Origin of the sequence: Noviherbaspirillum malthae (genome assembly GCF_015352985.1) — a bacterium.
Taxonomy (GTDB): Bacteria; Pseudomonadota; Gammaproteobacteria; order Burkholderiales; family Burkholderiaceae_D; genus Noviherbaspirillum; species Noviherbaspirillum malthae.
The window spans coordinates 1-23634 of record NZ_JACYXF010000049.1; the positions used below are offsets into that span (position 1 = coordinate 1).

Consider the following 23634-nt stretch of genomic DNA (forward strand, 5'->3'; position numbering starts at 1 on the left):
TCAAGCTGGCTATCTGCGCCGAGCAATCGTTCCGGCGTTTGAAGGGATTCACCTGGCTGGCAGAGGTGATTCGAGGAGTGAAGTTTGTCGATGGAGTTCGTGAGCATCAGCAGCTGGCCGCCGCCTGATCAATCACCGTCTATCCACAACATTTGACGATACCTCAGCGGAGTCAAGGTCCTGTTTCTTGATGTGCGGCTTCAACGCCTTGTCAGCTTCCTTGGCATTGCTTCCAAATACGTCTTTCGTCATAAAAGCTGATCAAGCGGTGTTGGCGCGGTCTCCGGCGACCACGCGTTCCCGCAGCCAGGCAGTGAACAATGCAGCATGGATGCCGGCGAACTTGCCGGTGGTTTCGTTAAAGCGTGCGTCTTTGCCTTGTGCCGTTTTCATAAATTTGGCTGCATATGCACGCCGCTCCTCTGGCGAAATGCGCTTCATACTTTGCACGGTCTCCGCGCGCTGCGCATCTTCCTTGGCCCGCTGCTGCTTTTCCTTTGCAACTTCCTGCGCGGCCCGCTGCTTCTGTTCCTTGATGATCTGCGCGTCCTCGATCACGCCGTCCTCGAACAGCCGGCGGGCATAGCCGGCTGCATTCTTTTTGATCTTGCCCAAGTGCGCTTTCTGCTCGACCTGCTCGACGACCTTGCGCGCCTTTTCGTAATCCTCGCCAAGCCACTGCACGGCCAGCCGCTGCGCAATGCCAAGCGCCATCAGGCGGTTGCACAGTTCCGAGTTGGCCAGTTCGGCTTCGTAGTCGCTCTGCTGGAACAGGGCCGATTGCTGTGCATTCTTCGCGACCACCTCGAACGAAAAGCCGACGACGTTGCGCCCATTCTTCGACGGCACGAACGTCAGCGTGATATCGGTCAGCTTGTTGATCTCGTCAACCGAGGGCTTGATGATCCGTTCGTTGAAGCGCTTGAACGTGTCATACAGCGGAGCATCGGCGCCGAGCACCTTGCGCCAGGTATCTATGGTATGGATGCCGGTCGAACCGGTTCCGATGAAACGCTGGCAGTTTTCATACAACGCCAGCGCATAGTGCGATGACAACATGCGCTGTACGTTCAGGTTGATCATCGAGTAAGTCGCCGGATTGGCCAGCAACTCTGCCAACTTGCTCGAATACTCGTATTCGCAGACGCCATCCTTGATCACGGCGGATGCGAGGTGCGACATCACGCCCCATGCCGGTGACGGCCCGCTTCGATTGAACAGGTCAAACTCAATCTGCGTGGCCTGCACGGACTTGAGGGCCACCTTCAGCGCTTGCTGGTTCTGGCTGTCTTCCCATCCGACCATCGGCATCAGGATCGACACGGGGATAGAATGAATGCGCTTGTGCGGTAATGAGTCGTAGGCATTGAGCAGCAGGACATTGACGAGCTTACGTTCCAGAAGCGAGAGCTTGCCACTGCTATGAATCGCCTCGACCGCCTTGCGCAGTTCTTCGCGCGGAGTAGGTAGTTGCGGTGGTTTAGTCATGTTGGCTAAGCAAGGTTTATCAGTTTCAATGATCATAGCCCACATAAGTCACCATAGGAATACCGTAAAAGGTGACCTTTGCAAAAAAACTCACCGTTGGCAACACGGTTACCCGAGATGGTGACCTATAGCGAATGTGCTTATTCATACCTCAAAAGGTGACCTATGGCGAAATGTCCCTGTTCATACCTCAGAAGGTGACTTATGGCGAATTTTGGCTATTCGTACCCCAGAAGGTGACCTATGCACCGTAAACGGTGACATAACGGGTAAACCGCTACCCAAGACGGTGACCTTTCCCATACCTCAGACAGTGACCTAATACCCGAAACAGTGACCTTTCCTACCCAATAAGGTGACCAAATCGGCCGGAAACCCGCATGGATACTGGGATTGCAGTGTGTAAACGTTGTTAAAGATGTTGTTGTTAATAAATACAACAACAGCAATCCAACACCCAAGAAGGTGCCAATTCAGGGGGTGAGAATGTTTGGGACCTATTTTTTTCGGAATTTACTCCGAGTTATTAGCTTACTGGGAGTAATTTCACCCGCTTAGGTCACCAAATCGGGTACGGAACCCGAATGGATAGGTCACCTTTTTCGGTATGGACGAGCCAAAGCACCCCGCAAGGGCAAAGCACCCGTTGCAGACAAAAATGTGGCCGAGTGTTCCCCTAAACGAACAACGTAGGCATGCAAAGCGCTGGAGAGTTACCCTAAAGTTTCACCGTCAAGGATGAAGCGTTCACCCGAACTATGACCATTAGGTCGAGAAGGGGCGATCAGTGTTTTCTTTCGGTGGAATATGCTTCGGGAAGTCGAGGCGAATGACTGTATATGGTTCTACCGGATGTAACTCCCTGCTACCTGGAATAAACGGCTCAAGGCGTCGAGCTGTTCTCGCTCATCGCAATGCGAGCATTTTGTTCTCTGGGGAAGGGCCATAGGCCGCAAATCAGGTACAAAAAAGCGCAGCATTCATTTTTCTTGGAGTGAATAGCCGTTAGCCGCCCTTACAAAGTCGACTTGCATCACGAAGAAAATGAGGTAGGTTGGTGCTGTTGAAGCTAGGGATACAAATGAAAAACTATCGCGCATCGGTAACGTACGTCGAATTTACGGATCACGATCTGGTTGAGCTACCGTGGTCAGAGCCGACCCTTGGGGATGCAGAAGCAGATGATGAGCGATTCGATATTGGTTCGGCGGGCAGCACATCGTTCTCGATTGCTTTCAGAGCAGGTAGTTCTGAGACGGCAAACGCCAATACGATCACCGGCAATAACGTGTGGACGTCTTCTCGACTTCGCTCCTTGGAACAGGGCGGTTCACTGATGTACTTCGGACGGCCAGCGAAGATACGCCGCATTATCGAGTCTGGTGTTAATCCGTACGGGTATGCTTACAAAATCATCGACGCTACTTATGCCGTGAACAGCACCGTCACCGCAGTGATCACCGAGGGTGAAGAAATGGGTGTGCTCGCATCTCGGTAGCGGAAAAGTTTGCAATACAGGAAGGCAAGAACGCAGTGACAAACGATTCCGAGAAAGAGCCAGGAGGGCGCGTAAATCCGCGACCTCTCGCATTGAACGCCCTTCAGGCCGACCTGTTGCGGGTCATTGCGTTCCTTGCCATGTTGAGTGACCACTGGGCGAAGGCGTTTCATCCAGAGGCGCCACCTCGCCTCGCTGTCATTATCGGAACAATAGCTTTCCCAACGTTTCTCGCAGTCTCGGCAATTCTTGCTGCGCAATCGGGGCGGATGCACTGGCGACGTATCATGATCATAGGCATCGCCGCCATCATCACGCAGCCGTTTTTCAGCATCACGTTCGAGAGGTATTTTGCAGCGCTAGGCCTGCCTGGCGGCGTAAATATCTTATTTTCGTTTCTCGTACTGAGCATCCTGATCTGGATAATCCAGGTCGTCAGCTTGCAACGACCAGTACATGCCCTTGCTGCAGCAATAGCCTTCTATCTCGTATTGCATCTAGCGGGGCCGTTCTTACAAATAGGAGCCTTTGGTCCTTTCGGGCTGTTGGTTGGACTTGGCTTCTACTTGAGCGCGAGATTTTCCCTGTGGTGGCTTGTGCTCGCTCTCGTTCCTTTGTGGGGCTTCGATGCCGATCCGATACTCGGAGCCGGCTATTTCATCACCGGGTTGATGGTCAGCTTTATCGGCTGGCGGCAGGCTCGATATCCCGCGATGACTAATCGACGTTTCTTGCCAAGGCACTTCTTCCTCGCTGGCTATCTCGGCCATCTGGTACTTTTGCTTGGGCTAATGCGATACCTCTAAGTACACTTGGCTGCACAAATTTTAAGCAGGCGCAAAGAGTGGAAGCGCCGATCTTTTATCGTTGGCTTTCAACATTCACCAAGGAGGACATTTCCATGTCGGCGACTATCATGAGCAAAGACACTGCAGCTGCTACACGTGGCTCGAGCAAGTACCTCGCAGCAGCAATGTTGTTCGGGGCTTTATATTTCCTTCTTGATTTTGTATGCCCAGGTGGACAGGTCTCAACAGGGGGTAGTGGGCCGACTTGGATGAGCCTTGTAACTGGCATTCTGCTGGCAGGAGCATTTCTCAGCTATAGACCTCTAACCACTACAGTGCCAAATGAAGTTGGTGATTCGACTCCCACTTCCACATCTGTAGTATAAGAGTGCCAAAGTGACATGTGTACTTGGCATTGTTTCAACTTCCTGTGATGAAGAGCTCTCTTATTCTACAAATTGTCCATGGAACTATGAGATTTTTGAGAGTCGGTATCCTTTAAAATCAAGGTGTTAATGTAGGTTTTGCTCGGGCAGCGTGGCCGCGACTTCTCTCTCGTAGGAGCCGAGAAAAAGCGTGACAGAGGGTGGAGCAATGATAGTCGCAATGCCTATTGCACGTTTCATGATTGGCAACTGTGGGACCTAAGGAGGCCCAAACCTCCTTAGCTGTCAGCGACGTCATATCGTAGTCGGCCTCGCAACTTTCATTTGAATAGGTACAGCAGTGAATTACGGTACCTATTTCGAGCTAACAAGCATCTTTTCAATCTCCGGTGCAGGTGCATAACCCGGAACACGCTTATTCGAGGTAAAGAAGAGGCCTGGAGTGCCATTAATGCGCAATTTTTGCGCTAGGGCCTTGTTACGGTCGATTGGAGTTTCGCAGTCGCTCTTCGCAATCGGCTCTTTGCCCGATGCCATAAAATCATTCCACGCTTTTGTCTTATCTGCGGAACACCAAATTGCTTTCGACTTCGCAAGGGAATCGGGAGAGAGAATAGGGTAAAGAAACGTGTACACCGTGACGTTCTTCAACTGCCCCAGCTCTGAATGCAGCTTCTTGCAGTAGCCACAGTTTGGATCTTCGAAAGTGGCGATAACACGCTTCCCATTACCATAGACGGTCTTGATAGCATCTTTCAGCGGCAGTTCCGAGAACTTGAAAGCACCCAGCTGATCAATGCGCTTCTGCGTCAGGTTCTCCTTTGTAGCCGAGTCGATGACAGTTCCGTTGAAGATTACGAAGCCGCCCTTGTCATCGGTGTAGACGATTCCCTGCGGTGTCACCACTTCATACAGGCCTGCGAGATTCGACTTGTTAACAGCCTCGATCGGTACGCCGCCCAATAGTGGTTCAATATTCTTGCGAGCACTGTCTAAGACCGGGTTCGCGTAGGTGAGGGAAGCACTGAGGGAGAGTGTGGCAAATGCCAGGCAAGATGTAAGCGAAGTTTTCATCTGGAGCACCGAAGTAGAAAGATTCATTGGAACATGGCAGCTATCGCCTCAAGCGCTGAAAGCGTCCGGTTTTCTACCGTTAATTGCTCCTACCAATCTGATCTCGCCATTCGCAGGTATCAAGCAAACACCCATTGATATCCGAGATGTCATTTGGCGCACTCATATAGTTCACTGAAATTGCATACCTTTTGAAATCGCATTGGTGTCTTGCATCGGTAATGTTGAATGCTAATCCACTACGCACCAATCTATGCGTCTAGACCAACGCTCCCGATCACAGAAGACAAGAATGAGCCCCTTGCACGTTACAGAAATAAATGCGCGCCCGCGGCCGCGAAGGAATGCGTCCGATCGGATTGATATGCGGACGTTGGCACGTTATGGGGATGCATTTCTGAACCTGTTGTTGGCTGCTATGCAGTTGAAGAACGACGCAGCGCTCGCCAAGGCTTTTGAGACATCAGCGCCGTTCATCAGCAAGGTAAGGAACGGCCGTACGGCTATTTCGGATGCCCTGCTCATACGTGCACATGAAGAGACTGGGCTCAGTATTCGAGAGCTAAAAACATATCTGCCTCCCTTGGACAGGCGCTCCACCGCGCAAATTTGCGAATAATGAAGTAGGGCGCGAGTCAGTTGATTCGCGCTCTATCTCCACTTCGCCTAAAAAGCTTTCCTCCCAGCTAGGCAAACAGGTTATTGACGGCAGTGCATAGACGCCGTCCAGGATGTGTCGCAGCAGCGACATAAAAATTTCGTACCTATAAATTCAATTTCCAAGACCAACCGCCTTTTTGGCCGATTGAACCCTCTTTTTGCCGATTTTGCTCAAATTCCCACCAATGTTGGATTCATTGATGGCCGAATGAGGATGGAAGGCGGTTTACTTCTTGCCGCGCGTCGCTATACTGCCGTAAATACTGTATAAAAACACATGTGTTCGTTTTAGGAAATAATAGTTTGTTATCGAAGAGGCAATCTTGTCAATCTTATCGGGAAGCGACAGCACAGTAACAGAGAAGCGCGACCGGTTTTTTGCGCTGGCAGAGTCATTGCGGGACTCGCTATGGCGGGGTGACGCCCTCGGCCGGTCGCGAGTGTCGACAATCTCTACTGGCTATCCCGGCCTAGACCAAGAATTGCCCGGCCATGGTTGGAATGTATCGGCGCTTACCGAGATCCTTTGGGGATACCAAGGCGGCGGCGAATTCCGGATCCTGGCACCCGCACTGAAATCGCTGTCTCAGACCGGCAAAGCCATTGTCCTGCTCGGCTCTCCTTATGACTTGATTGCGCCCGCACTCGATCAGTATGGGATCGAAGTTAGGAACGTTTTGATCGTCAATGCGGAGAAACCTGCGGATCGCTTATGGACAGCCGAGCAGATTCTCAAGAGTGGAAGTGCAGGGGCACTGATCAGCTGGAATCCGACGGCCAAAGCTGAGCATTTACGTCGGCTGCAGGTGGCCGCAGTCAGCGCTGACGGACTGACATTCATTCTTCGTCCAGCCAATACCAGGCACGAGCCGTCGCCAGCGCCGCTACGCCTGCAGTGCGACCCTGCGCCGTTTGGTCAGCTCACCGTGGACGTTTTCAAACGACGGGGACCGTCCGCAGCTGCACCTGTTCTACTGCCCGCGTTTTTTCCACCTTCAATGAAGCGTGCGCTCGATCGCGCCCAGCGCAGCGTTGTCGTACCTGTTGAGACACCCCATGTGGATAGCCTCGTTTCATCCCCAGTTGCCTCTCGATCTGGCGTTCCGACGCTGGCCTGAGGCACTGCAGGGGAACCTGCGAGCCACTGTCCCACTTGCCATCGTTGAATCTAAGCGAGTTGCATGGGTAAGTTCTTGTGCAGAAGAAGGCGGCATCACTCCCGGCATGTCGGAGGCTGGCGCGCGCACGCGCTCCGCGAACGTGATACTGGTGCCTCGTGACATCGAGGCGGAAGAAAAAGCATTGACCGAGGCAGCTTTGTGGGCGCTTCAATTTACCCCTGAGGTCGCATTGCGTCCGGCTGGACTGCTGCTTGAGGTCACGGCGAGTCTCAAACTATTTGGCGGTGTAGCCGCGATCATCGACCGGCTGAGAAATGGCTTCCTAGAACTCGGGCTGACGGCCAGTATCGCCGCGGCGCCGACTGCTACGGCCGCCTGGTGGATTGCCCAATGCAGCGATGGTGTCATGGCAGATCAGGACATGTATACGAACGTCGTCGATGCACTGCCCGTCATGCTGATCGAGCCGCTCGTCCCTCATTCCGAGACATTGAAGGCAATAGGTTGCAAGACGATTGGTCAATTCAGGAAGCTTCCACGCAACGGCATTGTCAAGAGATTCGGCAAGGCTGCGTTGATTGATCTGGATCGTTGCTTCGGAAGCGAACCGGAACTGATGGCGTGGTATGAAGCACCGGAACGGTTCTGCCAACGTATCGAACTTGGTGCCCGAGTCGAAACGACGGAACTGCTTTTACAGTCTGCGCGACGTCTGCTGATGCAGATGGTGGGGTTTCTTACTGCCCGTTTCAGTGCCGTTACCCAATTTTCGTTGCTGCTGCACCATGAGACCGTTCGGCACGGGAAAAGTCCCACGTCCCGGATTGACATCAAACTTGGAGCACCGAGTCGCGACCTCGAGCATCTGACGCTCCTGATGAAAGAGCATCTCGCCAAAGTCGTGCTGGAATCGTCAGTAATTGAAATGACGTTGTCGGCTGACGAACTCGAAGAACGTGCGGCACCGAACACGGAGTTGTTTCCGACGGCGGCCAGCCAGTCGGAGATGCTGGGCCGCCTGATAGAGCGTCTAACAAGCCGCCTCGGTCCTGATGCCGTGACTCGCATTGCAATTACCGCAGACCACCGGCCAGAGAAGTGCACCGCCCATATGCCTCCATTACCTACTAAGAGCGCGAGCAGCAAGAGTGGCCTGTCGGGTGCATCCTTCCCGCCGCGGCCGACTTGGTTGCTCAAAACGCCAATTCCGCTTGTCACTCGCCATAACAAACCATTCTATGGTGCGCCTTTGAGACTGCTGATTGGGCCCGAGCGCATCGAGACAGGATGGTGGGATGACGATGTGATCGCCCGCGACTATTTTGTTGCGCTCAATGAATCCGACCATCTTGTGCTCTGGGTTTATCGAGCAAGGATCAGTGCGGACGACGAGGAACCGGGCTGGTTTCTGCACGGCTTTTTTGCGTAGGGTCGGCGTAGATGTTTTCCTTACTAGATTATGCTGAACTCCACAGCGTGTCTTGTTTTAGTTTTCTCAGGGGTGCCTCGCACCCCGAGGAGCTGGTTGCACGTGCGGCCAAGCTTGGTTACACCTCGCTGGCTCTCACAGACGAGGGTTCGCTCGCTGGCGTAGTGCGCGCACATGTCGAGGCCAAGAAGCATGGACTGCACCTGATCATTGGTACTGAAATTATCCTTGAATGTGGTCTCAAGCTAGTGTTGCTGGCAATGAATCGGGACGGGTATGGGAATATTGCAGAACTTCTGACAGTGGGACGCCGGCGAGCGCCCAAGGGTACATACCTTCTCCGCCGAGAAGATATTCTGTTCAACGGAAAGCCAAGACATGGGGCGGCGCATTTGCGCAACATGATGGGTTGCTATGCCTTGTATATTGGCGATCGAGCGCAGCCCGACGAGGTTTTGATGGAGCAGGCGGCTTGGGTCGCCAGCGCGTTTGCAGGCCGTGCATCGATCGCGGTGGAGTTGCAGCAAATGCCGGACGACGACATGTGGCAGGAACGGCTTACCGTTCTGGCCAATACAACGAAGTTGCCCATGGTCGCCGCCGGCGACGTCCACATGCATGTGCGTTCAAGGAAGCCGCTGCATGACACGATTACCGCCATCCGTCTTGGCAAGTCGATCGCCGAGTGTGGACTTGAACTCCACCCTAATGCCGAACAGCATTTGCGGCAGAGAATCCGGCTTGCACAGATTTACTCACGTCCGTTACTTGAACAGACACTGGAGATTGCAGCGCGCTGCACCTTTTCCCTGGACGAGATCAGTTACAGCTATCCCGACGATATCGTGCCCGCCGGCGAAACGCCAACGAGCCATTTGCGCAAACTGACATACCAGGGGGCATCCCAGCGGTACCCGAACGGAATACCAGCAAAGATTCAGGAACTCATTCTCCATGAGTTGGCCTTGATCGAAGAATTGGAGTTCGAAGTCTATTTTCTGGTGGCAGGCGATATCGTCGCTTTTGCGCGCCGGCAGGGCATCTTGTGCCAAGGACGTGGCAGCGCGGCCAACTCAGTGGTCGCCTACTGCTTGTTCATTACGGAAGTTGATCCGTCGCGCATGAATCTCCTGTTCGAGCGTTTTGTCAGCAGGAGCCGAAAGAACGAGCCGCCTGACATTGATATCGATTTCGAGCACGAAAAGCGGGAAATCGTCATTCAGGAGATCTACCGCCGCTACGGCCGCCACCGCGCTGCGCTCACCGGCGCCGTCATCACTTTCCGGCCAAGGTCCGCCATCAAAGACGTTGGAAAAGCGCTAGGAATGGACTTCGCCCAACTGAACGCGCTGACCTCATCGCAGAACTGGTGGAACGGCAACAGTATCGATCAGGAAGGCCTGCGCGAGCATGGTCTTGATCCTGAGGCGCCAATCGTCAAGAAGCTTGTGGCACTGAGTGAAACGCTTCTAGGCTTTCCACGCCAGCTGTCGCAGCACGTCGGCGGTTTTGTGATCGCACAAGACAGCCTGTGCAGACTGGTACCCATCGAGAATGCGGCGATGGAGGATCGGACCGTCATTGAATTCGACAAGGACGATATCGAGGTACTCCGGTTTATCAAGGTCGACATTCTTGCCCTCGGCATCCTTTCCGCAATTCGCCGGGCGCTGGATATGATCAGCGACCGCCGCGGCGAACTGTTCACGTTGCAGGACGTGCCGAGCGAGGATCCGGCGACTTATGACATGATCTGCAAGAGCGAGACCGTAGGGGTTTTCCAGATCGAATCCAGGGCACAACGCTCCATGCTACTGCGCATGCAACCACGGACATTCTTCGACCTGGTAGTGGAAGTCGCATTGGTTCGGCCGGGGCCGATCCATGGCGAGATGGTGCATCCTTACCTGCGCCGCCGGCAGGGACTAGAACCGATCGACTATCCCAGCGAGGAGGTGAAGGAGATTCTCGGGCCGACATTGGGCATCCCGATCTTTCAGGAGCAGCTGATGCAGCTTGCCATGGCGTGCGGCGGCTTCACTGCCGACGACGCGGATGCTCTGCGGCGTGCCTTGGGTTCGTGGAAGAAGAAAGGACAGCTCGAGGAATATACCGGCAAGCTTGTCACCGGCATGCTTGAGCGCGGGTATTCCGAAGACTATGCGAGGCGCATGGCGAAATTCGGCGAGGCGTTCGCATCGTACAGCTTTCCGTTAAGCCATAGTGCGAGCTTTGCACTGCTAGTTTATGTGAGCGCCTGGCTCAAATGTCACGAGCCAGCGATTTTTCTCGCCTCTTTGTTGAATAGCCAGCCAATGGGCTTCTATACGCCCAGTCAGTTGATACAGGATGCGAAACGGTTTGGAGTCAAGGTTCGTCCGACCGACGTTACAGTAAGCGAATGGGATGCCACGCTCGAAGAACGAAAAGGCTACACCGGAGACGGTAGCGGGCAGCCGATTGTGCGATTAGGCCTGCGGCTTGTGAAGGGACTGTCAGTAGAAGGGGCAGATAACATCGCGATGGCGCGTGCCATGCGTCCATTTTCAAGTGTTGAAGACATGGCCAAGCGTGCGAGTCTGTCGACTCACGATCTTCAAGCGTTGGCCAAGGCCAATGCACTGGTGGAGCTGGCAGGCCACAGGCGTCAAGCGGCATGGGAAGTGGCCGGTATGAAACCGATGCCCAAACTATTACGCGATGCTCCGATCCATGATGACGCATTGGAGCTGCCGGCGCCGACGGAAGGGGAAGAGATCGTCGCCGATTACCACAGCACTGGTCTGACGCTCCGGCGGCATCCGCTGGCGTTGCTGCGCGAACGCTTCACCGCAATGAACCTCAGCACGGCTGAGGAGCTGCAAACCTTCCCTGACAGGAAGCTGGCCAGAACCACAGGCATTGTCACCGGCCGCCAGCGCCCTGGCACAGCCAATGGCGTCATGTTCGTGTCCATTGAGGACGAGACGGGCACAACGCAGGTCATCATTTGGCCGAGTCTGGTGGAGAAGCAGAAGAAAGAGGTGCTGAACGCGACACTGCTTACTGTGTATGGCGTCTGGCAGCGCGATGGAGCATCAACCCACCTCATAGCAAAAAGATTGGTTGACCACACGGCTATGCTGGGTGCGCTCAACAACATCAAGAGCCGGGATTTCCACTGACTTGCTACGGACGATACCAAGCGGTCCTGTGTCGATCATCTGATCCCAGGATAGGAAAGAATTCACGGGAAAACACTAGCTACGCAGCGTCTTTTTTCTCCAATATCCGGCCGGTGTAATGCGGAAGAAGCCGCAAACGTTCTATAAATTTGCGTTGCTCAACCTCAGGAAGATTCGAATAGAGACCGAAATCTGCCTGGATGTCTTCGAGATGAGCTTCCGGAACAATGACAATTAGCTCATTGGCCATATACGACCGTTCTAGCGCACTGGACATGTATTCCCGCTTGAAACGCACGACGACGCGACTGTCAATTTTCTGATACTCGATTTCCACCATTTTGCTTCCTTTGGCACACGTTTCAACGTCTTGGGGGCGCATATTAGCAACACCGCTAGGCTACGAACAGGGTAGAGCAGGTCGTTCCTTGGCGTGCGCATTGAATGTCAGTCGTAAACCTGAGATGATATAGTTTCCTATGGGCAATAGTTTCGCTGCCTGTATCTTGTGTCTGATGCGCGGTTTTCTGTACGTTGCATCAAATTTCACCGCCGTCGTATGACCGTAGCAGAAAATCAACTCGCCTCAATAACCGTAAAGACGCCTGCAGAGCTCGGTATCGCGCAGGTTAGGCTGCCATCGAATTTTGTTGCCCGCTATATGGCTATGGACGCCGGCGGCTGCTGGTACCTATTCGACTCGCGACCGATTTATGACTGTGGCGAATGGACTATCCGCGGCGGACATTGGGTAGAACTAGGGATCGACGGGATCGACGGCGGCGTGCGGGCACCGGAATGCGCAAAAGGGCTGTCTGCACGGGATAGCTTATTCGAGATAGCTGAAGCCGTTTAGACCTTGGATTGGTATTGCAAAATGTTTGAGAAGTCGTTATTGAAGGCTGGCCAGGAGTTGGAGCATGGCCAGTTTGGGATAGTCAAATACACAAAGGATTGTGTGCTGCTGGAAAAGCTGAGCGGAAAGCCGGCCACGATCTACGTAGAGCACGAAAGGGAAATTGTAGAAGTTTCAATCTCTCACGTACGGATCGCGCGACGCCGAGCTAAACGGCGGACTGCTCAATAGCAGAGCCGTTGGTCAGCATCGATATTCATCTCTCCAGCGGCGTAGGGCAGCATGTAGCCCCATGTTAGGAATGCCCATCTGAACGGACAGACCGCTATGGTCTCGGTCGACGCGTATGGTCTCAGCTAGCCGAAGGAACGCATTGAACGGCGTCACTGCCAGGCGCTCAGTTTCGCATGAGTATCGCTACAAGCCGTCAAGCGTAAATCGCATTCAAAATCGACGAGGTTTTGTCGTAGCCCTGCAATCAAAGGAAGGTAATCTAGGGAGGTTACTTTTATCGTTTTGATTCAGGGTTGCGCGCTCGAAACGCCGTAATAAGATTGACCTAATACTTCATTTACTGTGGTGCCTGGAAAAATAGTTACGGTTTCCCATAACTGTGGGATTACGAAGCTATTTGAGGACATCAGGAGTTGTAAATGACTGTGTTTTGGTGCGACTAGGCGCTATTTATGATGTACGGTATCGGCGGAAAATGTAGGTGAAGGTAGCGCTGGGAAGATTATGGTGGAGGCTCGGTTAGATAGTGGAGCACGCCTAATCTACGGCAGCACCAAGCAACATAAGAACAGATAAACGGAAAAGTCGCATGATTCAGCTAAAGATTGCAAGCTACACAGACAACACAGGCGAGTATGCAAACAGCAGTGTTCAGGTGCAGAAGGCCTTGAATACTGTCGCCGCGGACCTGAGCCGCTTCATAAGCGGACCTAATGCAACGATCGATGTGGATATCCGCGTTATGTCCTACGACCGGCCGACTGCATCTGCAGGTGGTAGCTACCTGCCTATTACGCTGGGGCCTACGCGCGCTACAGTGCAAAGCGTCTCTGAGAAAGAGGCAATTACCGGTGTGGATGCCAACGGGGCGGCTGCCGATGCCACAATCACATTATCGCGCAGCTTCATGCAATTACTCGCCGCGTGGTCTGCGGATCCGTCCTCCTTCAATGGAGCGGTTACCGATGAACTGTTGAGGCACGAAGTCTTACATACGCTGGGTTGGTCCGGCTTTCGTAACAAAACCACGGGTGCGCTACCTGATGGATACCAATCGGTATTCGATACTTTTATCACGATTGAGAACGGCAAACCCTATTTCACTGGTGAGAATGCAGTTGCAATCTATGGCAGCAAAGTTCCCCTTATCGGCTTCACAGGAACCGCTTCGGCCATCTACCATATCGATGATACTGCTGTCGCACTTGGTAACGCGATAATGGCCCCTGCGATTGGTTCATCGGCCACAGAGCTGGATGTCGAATTGGCGGTCATGAAGGACTTAGGGTTTTCTATCTCCAAGGTGCTGGTGGCAAACAACGGAAGGACGTTCATCCCTGGTACGGCCGCGGATACCGTAACCGGTACGGCAGCGATTGACCGCGCTATCTATGCCGGGCGTAAGGCTGACTATACGATTACGTCCGACGGCAGCAGCATCACAGTGAAGAATAATGCGACTGGCACTGACATCGACAAGCTGTTCAATGTGGAACGCATTGAGTTCAGTGATGTAGCAGTGGCCTTTGACGGAAACGCACAAGCGGGACAGGCGTACCGGTTGTATCAGGCAGCGTTCGATCGCAAACCGGATTTGCCGGGCATCGGATATTGGATGGATAAGTTGGAGAAGGGTGTTCAGCTCCTCGACGTTGCGTACGGATTCATCAACTCTCCTGAATTCCAGAGCAAATACGGGCCAAATCTATCGAACAAGGATTTCGTCACGCTGCTCTATAAAAATGTGCTGCACCGAGAGCCTGATGCGTCTGGTGCGGTCTACTGGGAGAAGGCCTTGCAAGACGGGGTGAGCAGGGCTCAAATCCTCCTCGGGTTCAGCGAGAGCGTCGAAAACCGTTCTCAGGTGATAGTTGGTGCCAATGGCAGCGAGGCGCAGGCATACCGCTTATACCAAGCAGCTTTTGACCGTGCTCCAGACCAGCCTGGCCTAAACTTTTGGATCAATCACATGGGCAATGGTTTGAGTCTTACTGGCGTTGCTGCAAGCTTCATTGGGTCCAATGAGTTCCAGACACTTTACGGCGCAAATCCGTCAACTACGGAGTTCGTCACGCGCCTTTACAGTAACGTCCTCAACCGCGCACCGGATGCGGCAGGGCAAGCACATTGGGAAGCCGCACTCAATGGCGGTACATTGACGAGAGCGCAAGTGTTGATGAGTTTCAGCGAGAGTGCCGAGAACCGAGCCAACGTGGAGCTTGTCGGTGTTGTCCAGAGTCATTTTGACTATATTCCCGTAGCGTAATCGCTATCAGGGGTATTTAAAGTGTAGGTGACCGGCATAGCCGCCGGCACCCACCAATCCCGTAGAAACCTTATTGCGAATGTTCGAACTACAAACTTCCAACCAGACTGTTGCCTGCGCCAACATCGATGACCTCATACGCATTCTACAGACGCACCGTGGTCAATCTGTAGCGGTCGATGATCTCAGGCCCGGCGGCCGTCTGCACCATTTAGACGTTTCCGAGTCCGGAGGGTGTAGTGAACGTTTCGCCAGCCGCCGGATTGTTGATCTTCGTATGCTGCTTGCTGTACCAGGGCGGCCTGTATATCCCTAATTCCTCTCTTCAATTCCACAAGCCATCCCAAACAATGATGACTTCAATGAACGTGCATGCCAGTATCTCGGAGGCTGACCTAGCCACAACAACGCTCTCTGCGGACGATCTGGCAAAGGCAATACAGATTGCGCTTCGTGACCTAAAACATCCGGTGAACGGCGCACCAATCGTTTGGCCGGCCCCTATTCGAGTTGTCGTTGAGGGAAATGGACCGGAAACCCGGCCATACTAATGAGTCCTCATATCAGATGCGGGCAGCGCCACCGGCGCCGACTCCCCAAGTTACACGCCGTCATTCTTGCGATAGTTGGCATCGCGTTAGTCCATCAAGGCACCGCGGCAGCACAGACCACAACGCTTCCTGCGGCCAGCCGTAGCGTCTTCAAGTGTGAGGAAAGCGGCAAAGTAATCTATAGCGATCAGCCATGCTTGGGCGCCGAGCGCCTAACGATTCAGCCTACACGTGGCATGAATAAGGTGACCGGTAAAGAGCGTATCGGAGCAGATGTAGCGCGTGAGCAGAGGCATGAAACCTTTGTCGAAGCTGTCAAGCCTCTCACTGGCATGGACCAGACTCAGTTTGATAAAGCCTCAAGGCGGACAAGACTAGATTCGAGGGGGAAGGCTAAGTGCAATGTACTCGATACAGAGATTGCACGACTAGAAAGCCAGAAAAAAGCGTCAGCTGCTACTGAGAGAAGCCAAGGCGATATACAGTTATTAGAAGCACGAACGCAATATCGCAACATAGGATGTTAGTCAGAGATCACCATATCGCACCGTCTGGAATAGAGCAAAGGCAGAGCGCATGCTTTCCTCACTAGCATTGGCGTGTCTGATGTGCCTAATCTCGAAACCTAGATAGTCTGCCCACTGAACGCCTTTTTTAAAACTCATCCAGCTATCCATTTTTGCCGCGAGTTCAACATAGAGGTTAACCAGTTTGTAGAGGTTGCCACCGGCACAGTATTTTGAGAGCTCGAAGGCTTCTTCAATGTGCTTGAATGCCGCAGAATAATCGGACTCGCGGTAGCACAGAACTCCGCGCAACCACGGCTCCATCCAAGGAACATACCTTTCCACACCGAACGAACGCAACTCCGTCGTGTACTGGTCAATCAATTCAACGTTGATTTTGTGGTTCTTCCTCAACTCCAGCCCGGTCAATAGCAACTGCGGAAATTGATTCGGCATCTCGTCGCGTCGCGTTGCACTCAATCTGTTTATAAGGGAATGAACCACCAACGGTCCGAACCGCTCAACCAGCGGTGGCACGAGATCGGTCAGATCTGCTCCGTCATTTCGCTCTTGAATATGTCGCATCAGGACTCTTTCGCAAACGACGGTGCGCTCGTAATGGTTTCGCCAGTAAGCATCAGATTCCCTTCGCCATACCTGGTCGGATATTGCTTCAGCATATACACTCGCCGTGAGTACCGATGTGACCTTATTGTTAATCGCGGCCGAGTCTTGTCGAATCCAGTGGCTGTATTGCCGGCACTGCTTAACCAATCGGTCCAGAAAATCAATACCGTAGTGTGTGACAATTTCCCTCGAAATGTAGGAGCTGGTTCGCGCTATAAATAGCGCAGTGATGATGCTGTCTTGCACTTTTCCATCAATCGTTCGTCGATGCTCTGGGGCTTTGCAGGCCGCCATCTTTTCAAAGGAAGTTTTGATATTCCAGTACAGCACTGACCAGGTAGGTATGACGGTACCTTGCAACCACTTGGTTGCGCTGTCGTAGTTTCGCCGGGCGACAATATCGTCGGTAAGGGAAGACCTACCAGGATAATGGAAGTGCGTCTGGGTTGTGTCACAGACCTTATAAGCCCATCGCAGGGTTTTCTCGAGTGGTGACTCAATGGAATTTCCAGAAATGGACGGCAGGTACCAATCAGGGCAATCCGGAGTGATGTACTTCAGCGCCCCTATGTTGTACCGTTGAACGGTCATTGTTACTACTGCAGTGACTAATTCTGCTGCATGGGCAGCGATGAGATATCGAACTGTTCCGGATTTGTTTAGATAGGTGCCTTCTTCCCTGAGATTGTCACGATAGCAATCTAGAACACCAAGTACAACGTCGCCGATGGCAGATACGACTCGCAGATCGGGTATGGTCCCGGCCACGATGCCTGCGAGCGTTCTTAGGGATTCACCAAGTGCGGCGTTGATGTTTCCCTCTTCATCGGCTAGACGTTCTAGCTTCCTGTTGATCGTACGTATATCTGTGTCGGTAAGGCCGATGTCATCGGCATGCTTACTAGTCAGTACGCCGGTGGCGTCGTAGATAAAACTTACTAGCTCGCCGAGGGTGGGGAAGGCTATATCAGTAACCATTGCGGCAATCGATTTTGGTTTTGAGGGCTCCAGTAGGTGTGCTGGAGCCCGTGGCGTTATTTTTGGTTCGGGTTGAGTTGTTTCCCGCGGTTCCCGTTGACCTGAGCATTGGTCCGATTCGTGCCAGGAGTCCCCTTATTGCGATTCAGCATATTGCTTCGGTGATTCGCTTGCTGCTGTTGCGGGGGCGTAGAGATATGTTTCGCTTTCGACATCGTTTTCTCCAAAGTGGTGGGTGGAGTGGAGATCGTATGTCGATGGACGAATTAGGTATATGGGAAAAATTGCGACGGAATTTTTCCGGGAATCGGTGTTCCCCTGGTGGCGACCATCACGCTGCTTCACGAGCCGCGGCAGACGTGGGTAATCCGAAAATTCGGTCAAAACACCAGCTGAAGCAGAAAGCATAGACCAAGAAAAAGGCGACAAGACCGAGATTCGTGGCAAATGCGTGCACGAGCGTCATTTCGAGCCACCATGCTATCAGCGGCACCAGCATCAAAATCAAGCCGCCCTCGTATAGAGCCGCATGCACGATCCGACGCTTGACACTTCGCCCGCGTAGGGCCTGGCCTTTTTCCCATGCTTCGAACAATGTGGTGAACGCTAGATTCCACAGTATTGCAACCAAGGAGGTCGCAACCGAGAGAATCCCAGCGTGGGCGAAATCCTTATTCGAGATCGCTGTAAATGCCACAGCGCAGATTGCTACCGCTATGGCCTCGAAGGTTGCGACGTATACGATCTTTCGTTTGAGCCCTTGCACTACCTAATCCCATGAGTTCTTATAGGCCGCTATTGTAGATTGAACTTCACTTGGTATAACAAGCCGCCTTTGTCAGGAGCATCCCAACATTTGTAGTGGCGTGAGTCGGGATGGGCCGGCGGCACGTCGTTGTGGTAGGTGGTTGGGACGATCGGCGCCGCCCCTATCGCTTGAGCGATTACGATTCGCTCGCTGCGACGTTACCCATTTTCTTGGAGTAAAGGCGAGTACGGCGTCCACCTTCGGCAGTGATTTCACCGCTCTTAGCCAGAACGCTCAGTGCATTGGCCATTCTCTGTGAAAGTTTCTTCCGATCCTCGGGATTCGGCCGGATACGCAACGCTGTAAGTGCTGCTTTGAATATTTGTGCTGGGGTTTGAGGCGTCTCGTTGATCAAGCTCGGCCAGAAATCTTTCCCTGTCGACGGTAGCTTTGCGCTCTTCGTGCCACGGCCAGCCGCCTTCTCCGTCTTAGGTGATGAGGACTTTGCCGGAGCAGCCTGCTTGGCGCCGCGGCGTCCACGAGATGCAGTTACAGGAGCATCGATACCGCGGAGCGTCTCAAGGATATCTTCCAGATCCACTATGCGTTTCTCATAGAAGGCTACGGCCTTGCGCGCTTGACTCAATTCGTCCTGAATAACTTTTGCAGCAGATTGTACACGGGCCATTTTATGAACCTCGCTGTTAAGAAAGATGCATTCTAACAAAACCGCTTAATTCTCAGATTGGCATAGCGTTGCGGCGAGTAATTCGGGCCGAAGTTAGGCATGGCAGAACTTGAGACATGGTCCTATGATAGACCGTTCCAGAAGTACAGACCTATAGTCCAAACAGTTTATCTATATTTATAGCGCTGCAATCCCATGCCAGAAAAAGCGACTCTTACACAGGAAGAACTTGAAATCGAGGCGTCAAAGGTGGTCGGTCAGATCGTCTTTGCCTTATCGAGAATGGAATTCAATCTTGGATTGTGCTTGCGCAACCTGGTTGGCGGGCAGGATGTGGAAGCAGTGAATCCGCTAATAGCGAGGCTGTCTTTCAAGGCAAAGCTCGATGCGCTCTTAGACGTAGTCAAGCACAAGTTCTCGACGGAGGCAGAATGCATAGGGGAGCTGAAGGCCTGGCACGCAAAGATGGATGAAGTGCGAATCAGCCGGAATTCGTTTGTTCACGGTCGGTGGGGCACCTTGGCGGCAGCCCAGGAAGTAGTAAACGTCTCCCCGGGACTACCGAATGCTGCGCCTCAAAAAGAGACAAGGTACAGCCTTGACGATCTTGCAGAAGAACTAGAGGAGATAAAACAGGTGGTCGATCGCTTTTATAACTGGCGGAGCAGGTGGCGGGTCTAAGACCAAAGGCACAAACCTTGTGCCTGCAGGGTAGGGCGACAGATGCCGCCCGTAGATGAATTACTTCACTTTGACCTTGGCGACGAGGTCTTTGAGAGCCGGCGCTGCTTTGAAACGGACGTTCTTGGATGCCTTGATCTTGATCGTTTCGCCAGTAGCCGGGTTGCGGCCGGTGCGGGCAGCGCGCTGAGACACAGTGAAAGTGCCCAGGTCGGGGAAGGAGAAACGGCCTTCCTTCTTGAGGTCGGTACCCACAAAGCCGAACACTTGCTCGACGATTTCTTTTGCTTTTACCTTAGTCAACTCGTGGTCGCCAGCGATCTTGTCGATGATTTCGCTCTTGTTCAATCTAATCTCCAGACATGAATTCAAAATGGGTACTGTAAACAGTGATCGTTTTGCGATTGCCTGTTTATAGACGGTCAATTGTAGGCCTATATTTGCTTCAGAGCAATAAAATGTGGCCTCTATTCGTCGCCTTGCCGTGCAAAAAGATGTCTTTATGGCATAACAAATCCTTACACGGCTTACATCTTTTACGTCATCACGTCCAAGTACGCTGCGTTTATGGAGATGCAGTACCCATTATTACGACTACATAAAAAGGAACCTCCATGAAAAACCTGCTGGCTACTCTGATCGTTGGTACATTCGCTTCTGCAGCTATTGCTCAAACGGCCGTTACCGCTACGGCGACTACACCTGTTGTACCGGTAACTTCCACCGTTGCTGCGACCGTGACTACACCGGCTGCTAAAGCCGATGTGAAGGCTGACGCGAAGGCCGCCAAAGCAGAAGCGAAGGCCGATGCCAAGGCAACTAAGGCTGAGGCTAAGGCAGATGAAAAATCCGCCAAGGCGGATGCCCAAGCGGATAAGAAGGTCGCTGAGGCAAAAAAGGACGCTGCAGAAGAAAAGGCCGCAGCGAAGAAATAATGTAGTGGCTTTCTAATCGCGCAGGGGCGGATCATTCCGCCCCTTCTAGTGGAATACCCTCCGGGGCGCTAGCGAGAGGCTTTCCAGAGTTGTACGGATGTCGGGCACTTCTTGAGGCCTTCCTCATATGGATCCACAACATGGCTTCCCAGTGTTGGTGACGATATGACGGGCGCGGTCATCCCATAATTCAATCATTCCATAGTCCTTCCGGTTCGTGACGGGCAGTCGCTTTCCGAAATGCTTCTCTGTGTAGTCTTGGATGATTCTCCGAATACGGTCGACGTCACGATACTTGTGGCCTTCAGGATTACCCATGGCGATCGCTACCTCACCACCGTCCACGCGTGCGGTGAAAATGCGAACGTCCTTGCCCTCGGCTAGCAGCTCACGTACTCGTTGGGCCATAGCCGGTACCGGTTCTCCAATGTGGGCTTCACTGATGTATTCGTCGAAGTAGGAGAGGGTGCCGTCCAGATCAATCCCATACCATCCGATGGAACCCGCCGGAATATCATCGGGCCAGGTCGTGAAGTATTGCGCTTCCTGCGCAGCCATCTGAATAGCCATAGGCAGACTTGAAGCACCTGCCTTCTGGGCCGCTTCGGTAATACGGATGAGTGTCTCCTCGAGGGTGGACGCCCGTTCATACTCTAAACCCTGTGTTGTGATTTTTGCCATGTTATTGCGAGGATTACGGTGATATGCGCCTTGGTTTGTAACTCTAACGCTAAAGTTCTTTGGTACGAATTGTTACCATACTTTCTTGTTGGAAACATGCTATAACTCGGCCTTAATGTGATTTAGTCGTTCAGCAATGAGTAGGGCGCGATATGGTAGGCAAAAAAGGGCGGAGATCAGTAGCGGGACTAGTGCATATTCTTTTGTGTGCTCCGGCCGTGGCGTTCGCGGATCACCCAATTGAAGATGAAGATCTGTACCTCGTCTATGGCGAGCGTAATCTTAGTACCATTGCAACTGGGTCCCCAACCTTGCTTCGACGCGCGCCTTCTGTTGTCGTTGTCGTAACAGCCGACGAAATTGCACGAAGCGGCGCGATTGATCTGGATGAAGTGCTTCAGACCGTCGCGGGTGTGCATGTGAGCCGAGCACCGAACACCTACAGTTCACTCTACCAGATACGCGGTATCTCTACGGGCCAGAACCCACAAGTCTTGATGCTTCAAAACGGCATCCCAATGACGACTCTCTTCCAGGGTAATAAGGGAACGATCTGGGGCGGCCTGCCGTTAGAGAATATCGCTCGGATCGAAATCATTCGGGGACCAGGTTCGGCGCTATACGGCGCTGATGCATTGGCGGGTGTTATCAATATCATCACAAAGACGGCCAATGAGGTCAATGGAACGAAAGTAGGCGTACGAGCAGGCTCCTTCTCTACCCGCAATGCATGGATTCAACATGGAGGAAAAGCCGGCGCTCTCGACATAGCCGCTTATCTGAACATTGGAACAACCGATGGACATAAGCGGGTAATCGAGGAAGACGCCCAGACTTTGCGAGATCGAATGGCCGGAACACGCGCCAGCCTAGCCCCAGGTCCGGTCAACGTAGGATATGACTCGGTTGATGCTAACCTCGACTTGAGCTATGAGCATTGGCGCCTTCGCTTTGGTTACAAGCTGCGCGACGACCTTGGCACCGGTGCCGGCATTTCGGCAGCCCTCGATCCCATTGGTAAGGAGCAAAGTGAGCGCATAAATACTGATCTGTCGTGGACCAATCATAAACTGTCTACGGACTGGGGAGCCGGAGCAACGGTAAGCATCATGCAATACAAGCAGCGAATCCCGGTCGACTTGAGGTTACATCCGCCTGGCACTATCTTTCCGACCGGTGTTTTCGCAGACGGAATGATTGGCCATCCCGATACCAGTGAACGGCAATTCCGGGTTTCAAGCTTCGTGACTTATTCAGGGTTCAATTCCCATACCGTCAGAGTCGGAGTAGGGCACGACGATCTCGATCTCTATGAAACGCGCACTATCAAGAATTACGTATTTGATGCGGCGGGTACGCCAGTCCCAACCGGACCAATAGCTGACTATTCCGAAATCCAACCGTTCATGCTCCCTCAAAGCCGTAAGGTTACTTACGTCTATGCTCAAGACCAATGGCGCTTTGCGCGTGACTGGGAGTTTACCTTCGGTACCCGCTATGATCGTTTCTCGGATTTTGGCGGCACCACGAATCCACGGGCAGCATTGGTATGGGACGCCGCTCTGAACGTTACAGCGAAATTGATCTACGGCCGGGCATTTCGGGCGCCTTCGTTCTCCGAACTGTATAGCATCAACAATCCTGTGCAACGTGGAAATCCAGCACTGAAGCCGGAACGGATCGACACCATCGAAGCAGCGGTGACATGGCAGGCGCATGAAGCCTTGACCACAAAGCTGAGCCTGTTCAAGTATGAAATGAAGGACATCATTCGTCCTGTTCGGAACTTGGCTCCAGCGATGGGAACGACGTTCAACAACATGGGTCGCCAGCATGGACATGGTCTGGAGCTTGAAGCGGAGTGGCAGATTTCACGGCACTTGCAATTGACCGGTAACTATTCGTACCAACGATCAATTGATGAGACGAGCGGACGGAATCCAGGATTCGCGCCACGGAATCAGGCGTATCTTCGTGCGTCATGGGCGGTCGCACATGGCTGGCAGCTCAATCCCCAAATTACATGGGTCTCAGATCGAGCACGTGCCGCCGGCGACCCCCGCCCGCCGGTCGCGGACTATAAGACATTCGACTTGACCCTGCGGACAGCAAGGCCAATCGGAAAGTGGGAGTTTGCGGCATCGGTCAGGAACCTGTTCAACGCTGACGCACGGGAACCGAGCCCAGCCGGAACTATTCCGAATGACTTGCCGATGGCTCCGCGTGCGCTTTATATACAAGCAGCTCTACAAATGTAGCTGGATCAAAAGAATTA

Annotated in this window: 18 protein-coding genes; 10 read left to right on the top strand and 8 right to left on the bottom strand. The window is 53.0% G+C overall.

The features are described from left to right. Positions 1-261 precede the first annotated feature (261 nt). Positions 262-1488 carry a replication initiation protein gene (locus IGW03_RS28300; protein ID WP_194725873.1) on the bottom strand — a complete coding sequence of 409 codons (1227 nt, stop codon included), beginning with the start codon at positions 1486-1488 and terminating at the stop codon, positions 262-264. A gap of 1081 nt (positions 1489-2569) precedes the next feature. Here IGW03_RS28300 and IGW03_RS28305 point away from each other — a divergent pair. After that, positions 2570-2986 (top strand): hypothetical protein, encoded by a 417-nt coding sequence (locus tag IGW03_RS28305; RefSeq protein WP_194725874.1) that lies wholly within the window; start codon positions 2570-2572, stop codon positions 2984-2986. Positions 2987-3021: 35 nt separating this feature from the next. Next, positions 3022-3792 carry a TraX family protein gene (locus IGW03_RS28310; RefSeq protein ID WP_194725875.1) on the top strand — a complete coding sequence of 257 codons (771 nt, stop codon included), beginning with the start codon at positions 3022-3024 and terminating at the stop codon, positions 3790-3792. 722 nt (positions 3793-4514) lie between these two features. Here IGW03_RS28310 and IGW03_RS28315 read toward each other — a convergent pair. Continuing rightward, a complete protein-coding gene (locus tag IGW03_RS28315) occupies positions 4515-5234 on the bottom strand; it encodes a DsbC family protein (RefSeq protein ID WP_194725876.1) in 720 nt (239 codons plus the stop codon). Between the two features lie 292 nt (positions 5235-5526). On the opposite strand from IGW03_RS28315, the gene IGW03_RS28320 reads away from it, so the two are divergent. From IGW03_RS28320 to IGW03_RS28335, 4 genes are all read left to right on the top strand, one after another. Then, positions 5527-5853: a hypothetical protein gene (locus IGW03_RS28320; protein WP_194725877.1), complete on the top strand. Its 327-nt coding sequence runs from the start codon at positions 5527-5529 to the stop codon at positions 5851-5853. A 364-nt stretch (positions 5854-6217) separates the two neighbouring features. Beyond that, complete coding sequence (gene imuA / locus IGW03_RS28325; protein ID WP_194725878.1) at positions 6218-7012, top strand: translesion DNA synthesis-associated protein ImuA; 795 nt, start codon at positions 6218-6220, stop codon at positions 7010-7012. Further along, on the top strand, positions 6951-8444 hold the full coding sequence (locus IGW03_RS28330) for a Y-family DNA polymerase (protein ID WP_194725879.1): 1494 nt from the start codon (positions 6951-6953) through the stop codon (positions 8442-8444). Before imuA ends, IGW03_RS28330 begins: the two co-directional genes overlap by 62 nt. A gap of 11 nt (positions 8445-8455) precedes the next feature. Then, positions 8456-11608: an error-prone DNA polymerase gene (locus IGW03_RS28335; RefSeq protein WP_194725880.1), complete on the top strand. Its 3153-nt coding sequence runs from the start codon at positions 8456-8458 to the stop codon at positions 11606-11608. 79 nt (positions 11609-11687) lie between these two features. Here IGW03_RS28335 and IGW03_RS28340 read toward each other — a convergent pair whose 3' ends face one another. Beyond that, positions 11688-11948 carry a hypothetical protein gene (locus IGW03_RS28340; RefSeq protein WP_194725881.1) on the bottom strand — a complete coding sequence of 87 codons (261 nt, stop codon included), beginning with the start codon at positions 11946-11948 and terminating at the stop codon, positions 11688-11690. A gap of 1339 nt (positions 11949-13287) precedes the next feature. On the opposite strand from IGW03_RS28340, the gene IGW03_RS28345 reads away from it, so the two are divergent. Then, entirely contained in the window at positions 13288-14964 is a 1677-nt protein-coding gene (locus IGW03_RS28345; protein WP_194725882.1) for a DUF4214 domain-containing protein, read from the top strand. A 1078-nt stretch (positions 14965-16042) separates the two neighbouring features. Here IGW03_RS28345 and IGW03_RS28350 read toward each other — a convergent pair. The 3 genes from IGW03_RS28350 to IGW03_RS28360 all read right to left on the bottom strand — a co-directional run bounded on the left by IGW03_RS28350 (position 16043) and on the right by IGW03_RS28360 (position 19062). Beyond that, positions 16043-17626, bottom strand: a complete 1584-nt coding sequence (locus IGW03_RS28350; protein WP_194725883.1) for a hypothetical protein — start codon at positions 17624-17626, stop codon at positions 16043-16045. 331 nt (positions 17627-17957) lie between these two features. Then, a complete protein-coding gene (locus IGW03_RS28355; RefSeq protein ID WP_194725884.1) occupies positions 17958-18392 on the bottom strand; it encodes a PACE efflux transporter in 435 nt (144 codons plus the stop codon). A 178-nt stretch (positions 18393-18570) separates the two neighbouring features. Then, positions 18571-19062, bottom strand: coding sequence for a hypothetical protein (locus IGW03_RS28360; protein WP_194725885.1), 492 nt, complete (start codon positions 19060-19062; stop codon positions 18571-18573). Between the two features lie 195 nt (positions 19063-19257). Here IGW03_RS28360 and IGW03_RS28365 point away from each other — a divergent pair, with 195 nt between their 5' ends. Beyond that, positions 19258-19743, top strand: coding sequence for a hypothetical protein (locus tag IGW03_RS28365; RefSeq protein WP_194725886.1), 486 nt, complete (start codon positions 19258-19260; stop codon positions 19741-19743). A 60-nt stretch (positions 19744-19803) separates the two neighbouring features. On the opposite strand, the gene IGW03_RS28370 is transcribed toward IGW03_RS28365, so the two are convergent. Next, entirely contained in the window at positions 19804-20091 is a 288-nt protein-coding gene (locus tag IGW03_RS28370; RefSeq protein ID WP_194725887.1) for an HU family DNA-binding protein, read from the bottom strand. Between the two features lie 266 nt (positions 20092-20357). Between IGW03_RS28370 and IGW03_RS28375 the strand changes: the two genes are divergently transcribed. Continuing rightward, positions 20358-20678 carry a hypothetical protein gene (locus IGW03_RS28375; protein WP_194725888.1) on the top strand — a complete coding sequence of 107 codons (321 nt, stop codon included), beginning with the start codon at positions 20358-20360 and terminating at the stop codon, positions 20676-20678. Between the two features lie 123 nt (positions 20679-20801). On the opposite strand, the gene IGW03_RS28380 is transcribed toward IGW03_RS28375, so the two are convergent. Further along, on the bottom strand, positions 20802-21359 hold the full coding sequence (locus IGW03_RS28380; protein ID WP_194725889.1) for a hypothetical protein: 558 nt from the start codon (positions 21357-21359) through the stop codon (positions 20802-20804). 191 nt (positions 21360-21550) lie between these two features. Between IGW03_RS28380 and IGW03_RS28385 the strand changes: the two genes are divergently transcribed. Beyond that, on the top strand, positions 21551-23617 hold the full coding sequence (locus IGW03_RS28385) for a TonB-dependent receptor plug domain-containing protein (RefSeq protein ID WP_323745038.1): 2067 nt from the start codon (positions 21551-21553) through the stop codon (positions 23615-23617). The last annotated feature ends 17 nt before the right edge of the window (positions 23618-23634 follow it).